Here is an 8,326-nt window from a genome sequence, read left to right as displayed (position 1 = left end):
TGCTCTAATTTTCACTGTAACTGTGGTGTCTCCAGACAAAATAAGTGCAGTCCTTATACACCAATTTTAGATATTTGGCATAAAAAGCACTGCACCGTCAATAATAAACTTTTTAGAAATATGTTATTTTTTCACTCATGCAGAATATCTGGCATTTTCAAATTGGTTCATGCTGTCTTCATATGCCTGCAATCTTGCTTTTGACTCCCTGCTCAGATTCCTTGGTACCTGGATCCTCACCTCTGCATACTGGTCTCCCCGTACAGACGGATCTTGCATTGATACAATGCCTTTCCCCTTAAGACGGATTTTCGTACCAGACTGTGTGCCTTCCTTGATCCGGCACATCACATCGCCATACAAAGTATGCACAACTGCCTCTCCACCTAACACAGCGGTAGTGAACGGGATATTCAGGATTGTATATACATCCTGCCCCTTTCTCTCAAACCCGGTCTTAGGCATAACATGGATCTTTAGGATCAGATCTCCAGGCTGGCCGCCACCTGTACCTGGCTGCCCCTTTCCGCGAAGCCGGATACATTTTCCGGTATCAATACCTGCCGGGATCTTCACCTGCAATGTATGTGTTTTCCCTGAACCATTGGACCATCCGATAATGAAATCCGTTTCTCACAGCCAAAAGCTGCCTCGTCAAAGCTTACTGTCACATCAGCGTTCAGATCGGAGCCATCGCGGCTGCCTCCGAAGCCGCCGAAGCCGCCTCTGCCTGTGCCAAATCCCTCATGGAAGCCATCTGATGAGCCGCCGAAGCTGCTCCCAAAGCCGTCAAATCCATGGGTGCTCCTGTTTCCAAAGCCACCGAACATGTTTTTCAGAATATCATCCATGTCACCACCTTCAAAATGATATTCCTGATAGCCTGCGCCATTCCTGCCGTAATTGCCATGAAATCCGCCGAAACCTTTCGGGACGCCGCACCGCCTGCACCTTCATCAAAGGCAGCATGACCATACTGATCATACATCTTTCTTTTTTCAGGATCACTAAGCACAGAATACGCTTCTGTGATCTCTTTAAACTTCTGTTCAGCCTGTGGATCCCCTGCATTTGAATCCGGATGATACTTCTTTGCCAGTTTTCTGTATGCTTTCTTAATGGTACTTTCCTGTGCATCTCTGCTGATACCAAGTACCTGATAATAATCTCTCTTTGTTTCCATAGTCTCACTCCCTGTTCTATCTGTAATATAACACCCAACCTTTTACACGTCAAGCGCCTTTTATTTTTTTCACATAATCTTCACAGTATTTCAGTCGAACGTGTGTGAGACTTGGTGCGTGATTCTGGTCAGTACAGAGCTGACATCTATTCTCATAAACTCTTTACCTAAGAACAGCAATAGAATATGCCGGCATCTGAAGAATCCCTTCCTTTAGTGTGGGAGCAGCCTCTTTCCCAACCAGCATATCCTCCAGGGAAATATCCCCCTGTGTTTTCTGATTCAGGCTTACTCCTGTAAGATCCACAGATTCCTGTTCTCCTGAGATATTATATATCAGCAGGATTTCAGAATCATCCAGGCTTTTGCGGATAGTACAGATATTGTCTCCGGAAAGATCTTCTTCAAAAGTCACTTTTCCCATTTGGATCTCTGGATATTTTTCCCTCAAATGAAGCGCAGTTTTTACATACTGATACACAGAAGCTTCATCCTTTTCCTGTTCTTCAAGGCTTCCATATTTCATCTTTACTGTATCCATAGCTTCCGGTCCATTACACATGCCCTCTGCATTTTTGTCTGTACTCCAGTACATGGGGGCACGGAAGTTCTCGTCTTTTCCTGCTCCCTTCATCCCAAGCTCTTCCCCATAGTACAAAAATGCCTGTCCGGACATGGTAAGATTCATGGCCTGAGCAATCTTCGTCTGGCTTTCGCTATCTTCTCCGGAATAATATCCTGCACCTCTTGCCATATCGTGATTGGTATAAAATGGTGCATCCACCGGATCCTCCCCATACTTTTCAAGGGTATTTCTGCAAAGTAATCAGTGCCTTTCCCATAAGAAGAAGCATTATAGGAACTCATCTTCTTTACAGTATCTGCAATGATCCCCTCATTACCGGCAAAAGCAAAATCAAAGCAGCTGTCAATCCCGCTGGCATAATATTTCCCGTAGGTATCCATATCTGACCATACTTCTGCCACAATATATGCGTCCGGTTTATTGGTCTTTACCATCTGGTTAAACCAGGTTAAAACTTCCACATTTTTATCCGTCATATCGCTGTAATATTCTTTTGCCGCATCCAGACGGAAGCCATCCACCCCCAGTTCCTGCCAGAACCGGATGACCTTTTCAAATTCCTGCCGCACCAATGGATTTCCCAGATTCAGATCCGGCATCTCACTCCAGAATCTGGACTCATAGAACCAGGATGTTCCCTCCAACTGATTGTATCCTGCCTGATTTTCCCTGGAAAAATTATAATAATCCACATATGGACATTTTTCACTGTCCGGCTCCTGTCCTTCCGGAAGTGACTGTAGATATTCCGATGCCTTCAAAAACCAGGGATGCTTAGATGAAGAGTGGTTCATTGGCAGATCTATGATCACCTGAATCCCTCTTTCATGACACTTGGAAACCAGGCTTTTGAAATCATCCAGTGTTCCATATTCCGGATCAATGTCCATATAATCCATTACATCATATTTATGATATGTAGTGGAAGGCATCACCGGCATAAGCCAGATCATATCACAGCCCAGATCCTCTTGTGTACTTTCGTTTCCATCGTTTATATAGTCCAGTTTATCGGACACTCCATTCAGATCACCGATACCGTCCCCATTACTGTCATTGAAGCTATACACAAAAATCTCATAGCAGGTATTGCTTGTCCCTTCTGCTGCCTGCACAGTATTTCCCATAAACATGGTCTGCATGCAAAGTGCTGCCACCAGTCCCTTGATCCATTTCTTTTTCATTCTTTTTCTCCTTCTTCCTGTATTCTGAGGGTGTTATCCCCATCATCTCACGGAAACTTTTAGCAAAATAACTCATCTCCTGAAATCCACACAGCTCGCCAATATCTGCAATCTTTTTCTCTGTAGTTATCAGCATTTCTGCGGCTCTTTGTACCCGGAACTGCTTCAGATAACGGATAGGTGTTATCCCGATCGTCTCACGGAAGCACCTGAGACATTCACTTTCACTGATCATTGCCGCCTGTGCGATCATCCCTATAGTCAACGGCTCTTCATAACACTGCTGTATATACTGAAGCATAGACTTGATCCGTTCGCCGTTTCTTAATATCTTAGGTGATGGCTCATGACCAGATAATGGGCAATGGTTATACAACAGTAATATCAGCTTCTGATAACGCAGCCCTTACCTGAAATTCATATCCCGGATATTCCTGAACCATTGCCTGCCATGCCTCTTCAATGGCAGCGCATGCATCCTTATGCCATGTCTCTTCAATGTCAAAAACAACCATCTGAAGGGATGTATCTGTAAGTATTGGGTGCAGATATTTCTGCCAGAAAACACTGTCCATCCCACCGATCAGCCTTGGATGAAACACAAGGGAATGGAACCTGCAGTTTCCCTTTTCCGCATTCCAGGCACCATGCAATACACCTGTATTAATGAAAAATCCACAGCCTTCCTTTACCTGAATCTTCCGGGAACCGGCTGCCGAAATCACATTTCCCTCTGACACTACCACTGCCTCCAGTTCTTCATGCCAGTGCCAGGCAACATTTGCCTGTTTCAGATCATCATGATAACAGGCAACAGGAAATACAGAAGATCCATGCTGCAAAAGCTCCTGTCCTGTACTGTCAATATTCTGGATACATTCCTGGATTGCCATAGCTTTTTGGTTCCTTTCTGATTCTCTGTGATCATACAATCGTTAGGTATTCGTAACAATTCGATACCTGCACAGTTACAAAGCAAGCTGCATTCCAAGTCATCTCTGGTGATGGATTTTTGGCGATTTTATCATATATTTATGAGGATTATCTTCTACTGTTTCCGATTTTATGATGATATAATCGTATCACAATGATAGGAGGTTGACAATATGATTCATTTGCTACTGGCTGTTATTTACTTATCTTTTATCAGCCTTGGCCTTCCGGACTCTCTTCTCGGAGCTGCATGGCCTAAAATGTATCTTGAATTTGGAGTTCCGGTTTCTTCTGCCGGTATTATTTCCATGCTTATTTCCATGGGCACCATTATTTCCAGTCTTCAAAGAGACCACTGGCTTACCAAGAAACTGGGAACCGGCAGGGTTACTGCGATCAGCGTAGGTATCACTGCTGCCGCACTGTTTGGCTTTTCCATCAGTGGTTCCTTCTGGATGCTCTGCCTCTGGGCTATCCCCTATGGACTGGGTGCAGGAAGCGTAGACGCATCCTTAAATAACTATGTTGCGCTTCATTACGCAAGCCGTCATATGAGCTGGCTGCACTGTATGTGGGGACTTGGCACATCCCTTGGCCCTATACTATGGGACATGTACTTACCGGCGGGCAGTGCTGGAACATGGGATACCGTTATATTTCCTGCCTGCAGTTCATGCTGACAGCAATTCTGGTATGCAGTCTTCCTTTATGGAAAAAAATAGGAGGAAATGATCAAGTACAGGAAGAAGCTTCTTCAGAACCACTCCCCCTGAAAAAAATACTGTCTATTTCCGGCGCAAAAGAAGTGATGTTCACATTCTTCTGTTATTGCGGCATTGAACAGACTGCCATTTTGTGGGCAAGCAGTTACCTTGTTTTTCACAGCGGTTTTTCTGCTGAAAAAGCAGCAGGACTTGCAGCGCTGTTCTTTATCGGAATTACTGTAGGACGTGCTCTAAGCGGCTTTATCACCATGAAGCTGTCCGACCCGCAAATGATCCGTATGGGACAGATCATTATCCTGTCCGGTATCCTGATCATGCTGCTGCCAGTTGGCTTTGGTTCACAAGCAGGACTGCTGATGATAGGTCTGGGCTGTGCCCCAATTTACCCATGCATCATCCATTCCACGCCTGATCATTTTGGAGCAGATAAATCCCAGGCAGTGATCGGTGTACAGATGGCAAGTGCTTATATGGGAAGCCTTCTTATGCCTCCTGTATTCGGACTGATCGCCCAGAACCTGAGTACCTCCCTGCTTCCTGTATTCTTTCTGATTTTACTGATCCTGATGGTTTTCATGCATGAAAAACTCCTGAGACTGACTTAGTCAGTCCAGGAGCCATTTTTTTATTGCATAAGCGATCCCATCTTCATTATTGGAAAGAGTAACTTTATCTGCTTTATCTTTTACTGCCTCTTCAGCATTCTCCATTGCAATTCCCCATCCTGCAGCTTCCAGCATGGGAATATCATTTTCCGAATCTCCAAACGCAGCAGCATCCTTTATGGAAATTCCAAGGACCTTACAGATGTCCTTCAGTCCTTTTCCTTTGTCAATCTGTCTTGGAATGATCTCCAGATAAAAAGCAGCTGTTCTTACAACCGTCAGATCGTTATCCAGATGTGCTGCGATCTGCTGCTGTATCTGAAGAATCTGTTCCGGGTCAACTGCCAGAAGAAGCTTCACAGGAGCAAAGTCCAGAAAATCGGACAGGTTATCAACTTCTGTACAGCTCATCCGGTTGTTTCTGCACTCAAATTCCACTTTATACCCTTTTTCATCTGTAACATAAAACTGCTTCCCATCATCCAGGATCACTGTCACAGGCAAGGTTTCCAGATAACGAAGAAGTGCTTTTGTTTTTTCTTTATCCATGCTGGTCTCTGACAGAATACTTCCATCAGATGCCTGAATGATCCTGCCTCCATTGTAAGCCATCAGAATCCCCTGATGCGTGTACAGTTCCAGTTCTTCTGCCATTTCATAAAGTCCGGGAACTGGCCTGGCAGATGCAAGCATAAGCCTAACCCCTTTTTCCTGTACCTGCAGAAGTGTATTTTTCGTATCTGCTGTGATCTTCTTTTCATCATTTGTCAATGTGCCATCAATATCAAGTGCCAGTAGCTTTACTTTCATGTTCCTTACCTTTCTGTAATACCTTTGCCTGTTTTTTATAAGCCGGTGATTTTTTTATAACTCCTTGTAACTGTGCAGTAATTGCAGGATACTGCCTGTCGCATAATTACCAATCCTTGACTTCTCCGGTGAGCTTCCGGATATATGCAGCTGCATCCGGATACTTTTTCAAAAGCTCTTCCCGATTGCCATGCTCATATTCTTCCTCAGAATATGCAGGACACATGGTAGTTCCAAGCAGCGCCCATTTTCCCCCTTCTTTCAGGCGGGATCCCTGCCATACGCCCCCTTCAACCACATGCTGGGGTACCTGCCCCTTAAAAAGATCTGTTCCAAGAACTGTAAGCTTTGTACTTCCATCCGGCATAAGTTCACACAATTCCACCGGATCTCCCATATAGAAATGATACACTTCTTCTCCTGTGAGACGGTGTAAATGTGAAAAAGAATCCTCTGTCAGAAGATAGTAGATCGCGCTTCCCTCTGAAATCCCCTGATCTTTTTTCTTACTTTTCCAGGTTTCTTTTACCATGCCGCCTTCCTGTCCCAAAGGCACCATATCCAATAATCTGATCACATCCTGCGCTGTCATAAGCTCTCCTATTATCCTTGCTTCGGTTTGAATGTTATTACTTTTCTATTTATTCTACATTGATCCAGGCACCGTCATTTCTGGCGCTTTCCAACACGCCCTGGCAGATCCTGGCGATTCTTGCTCCCCTGGCAAAATCCGGATAAATTTCCCCTGGCCTGCCTTCCTGGACTGCCTGGTAAAAAGCCTCAAACATCTGCGTAAAGGTTTCTGAAAATCCGTTTCCAAAAGCAAAAATCTCCTTCCGGATCCCTTCGCCCTTTCTGGCTGTAAATAACTGGTTATTATCCTCCTCATTCCACCAGATATTCCCGTCAGTTCCTGTGATCTCCAGGGAAAGATGATTGCCTCTTCCAGGAGATACTTCCGAAAGTACCACACTTCCCAGTGCCTGATTTTCAAATCTCATCTGGATAATGGCTGCGTCTTCTGATGTGACTTCTATCTTGTCTCTGTCCAGGGAAGCGGATGCCTGCTCTTTTCTTCCGGATTCATCCGCCTTTTCAGAAGCTTTATCTGGATACATCATACCGTCTTTTAAAATCCGGTGAGGCGTATAGCATGCGAATAAGGCAGATACTTCCTTAATCCTCTGTCCTGATATATATTCTGCTATATCAAACCAGTGGGTTCCGATCTCGGAAACTGCCCGCATTTCTCCTCCGGTTTCCGGATGATATCTCCAGTCATAGGGTGCCGGAAGCACTCCAAATTCCTGCAAATATGTTCCATGGATCAGGATCGGGCGTCCGATCATACCATTCTCCACCAGTTCTTTTGCCCGCTGGCATGCCATATGATACCGGACATTTAGTACCATTCCACAGATTTTCCCACTCATTGCGGCCTGTTCTGCAAGATCTTTTGCCTCTGTCTGTGACAGACTCAACGGTTTTTCACACAATACATGTTTTCCTGCATCTAAAGCAGATTTTACCAGAGTTCCATGTGTAGCCGGCGGGGTGCAGATATGGATCACATCTGCCTCTGATTCCATGATCGCCTCCACTGAAGTTACCCATTTAGGAATCCCCCACTTTTTTGCAAAGGCTTTTGCATGCTCTTCTCTCTGACTCATTACCACATCAACAGACACATTACAGGCACGAAGTGCTTTCATATGTACCTCTGCTGCAAATCCTGTTCCAATGATCCCTGCTTTCATATCTTCCTCTTTCTTTTACTATCTTATCTACTGCTATCAAGTTATTGCTATTCACTTTGTTCACAGTAACTTGTTGTTTTTTATCCTCTGCCTTGGCTTCCCCTGTTCTCTTATCCCTTTTATTTTTTCGGCTGATAGCGCATGTCCGAAACATTGTACACCGTAACAAAAGCTTTTGGATCCTGATGATTAATGAAATTCATCAGTTTCTGATATTCTGTCTTATCTACAATAGTAATGATCTCATTTCTCTTTCTGCATATTGTAAGCACCTATGGATTCGTAAATAGTAGCTCCACTATGCAGTTCTTCAATAATGAACCTGCGAAGCTCCTCTTCTTTTTTTGTGATAATGCATACCCTACGCTTAATATTGTGGTCAAAAATAAAATGATCCAGCACAAGGCCGTTAAAATAGGTTCCAAGAATACTCAGCACAACCGTTTTCTTATCATACACCAGTGCTGCGGAAAGAGCCACGCACATTCCGGACAGGGACATTGCCTTTCCCAGTTCCATGTGGAGATGCTTCCTTCATGATCT

General features: G+C 44.4%; 7 protein-coding genes and 3 pseudogenes. 1 reads left to right on the top strand and 9 read right to left on the bottom strand.

Annotation, left to right across the window (positions count from 1 at the left end; all coding sequences use genetic code 11):
- Positions 1–135: 135 nt before the first annotated feature.
- The 5 genes and pseudogenes from R1Y93_RS02835 to R1Y93_RS02815 form a co-directional block, all read right to left on the bottom strand.
- A pseudogene (locus R1Y93_RS02835) lies at positions 136–1,183 on the bottom strand (DnaJ C-terminal domain-containing protein).
- A gap of 163 nt (positions 1,184–1,346) precedes the next feature.
- Positions 1,347–1,967: an alpha-amylase family glycosyl hydrolase gene (locus R1Y93_RS02830; protein WP_500821563.1), complete on the bottom strand. Its 621-nt coding sequence runs from the start codon at positions 1,965–1,967 to the stop codon at positions 1,347–1,349.
- Positions 1,868–2,953 (bottom strand): alpha-amylase family glycosyl hydrolase, encoded by a 1,086-nt coding sequence (locus tag R1Y93_RS02825; RefSeq protein ID WP_500821562.1) that lies wholly within the window; start codon positions 2,951–2,953, stop codon positions 1,868–1,870. Before R1Y93_RS02825 ends, R1Y93_RS02830 begins: the two co-directional genes overlap by 100 nt.
- Positions 2,847–3,329 carry a helix-turn-helix transcriptional regulator gene (locus R1Y93_RS02820; protein ID WP_500821561.1) on the bottom strand — a complete coding sequence of 161 codons (483 nt, stop codon included), beginning with the start codon at positions 3,327–3,329 and terminating at the stop codon, positions 2,847–2,849. The genes R1Y93_RS02825 and R1Y93_RS02820 overlap by 107 nt, the downstream gene beginning before the upstream one ends.
- Positions 3,322–3,846 (bottom strand): AraC family ligand binding domain-containing protein, encoded by a 525-nt coding sequence (locus tag R1Y93_RS02815; protein ID WP_500821560.1) that lies wholly within the window; start codon positions 3,844–3,846, stop codon positions 3,322–3,324. Before R1Y93_RS02815 ends, R1Y93_RS02820 begins: the two co-directional genes overlap by 8 nt.
- Before the next feature lie 213 nt (positions 3,847–4,059).
- On the opposite strand from R1Y93_RS02815, the pseudogene R1Y93_RS02810 reads away from it, so the two are divergent.
- Positions 4,060–5,216, top strand: a pseudogene (locus R1Y93_RS02810) (MFS transporter).
- Here R1Y93_RS02810 and R1Y93_RS02805 read toward each other — a convergent pair.
- From R1Y93_RS02805 to R1Y93_RS02790, 4 genes and pseudogenes are all read right to left on the bottom strand, one after another.
- The gene (locus R1Y93_RS02805) at positions 5,217–6,026 is read right to left on the bottom strand and encodes a Cof-type HAD-IIB family hydrolase (RefSeq protein ID WP_500821559.1); all 810 of its coding nucleotides are present in this window, start codon (positions 6,024–6,026) and stop codon (positions 5,217–5,219) included.
- A gap of 106 nt (positions 6,027–6,132) precedes the next feature.
- On the bottom strand, positions 6,133–6,618 hold the full coding sequence (locus tag R1Y93_RS02800; protein WP_500821558.1) for a cupin domain-containing protein: 486 nt from the start codon (positions 6,616–6,618) through the stop codon (positions 6,133–6,135).
- Between the two features lie 49 nt (positions 6,619–6,667).
- The gene (locus R1Y93_RS02795; protein ID WP_500821557.1) at positions 6,668–7,783 is read right to left on the bottom strand and encodes a Gfo/Idh/MocA family protein; all 1,116 of its coding nucleotides are present in this window, start codon (positions 7,781–7,783) and stop codon (positions 6,668–6,670) included.
- A 119-nt stretch (positions 7,784–7,902) separates the two neighbouring features.
- Positions 7,903–8,314, bottom strand: a pseudogene (locus R1Y93_RS02790) (YitT family protein); the annotation flags it as partial.
- Positions 8,315–8,326: the final 12 nt, after the last annotated feature.

This window comes from Blautia sp. HA3515 (assembly GCF_059933065.1).
Note: the sequence above shows the minus strand (reverse complement) of the source record. Positions and strands in the feature narration are given on the sequence as shown.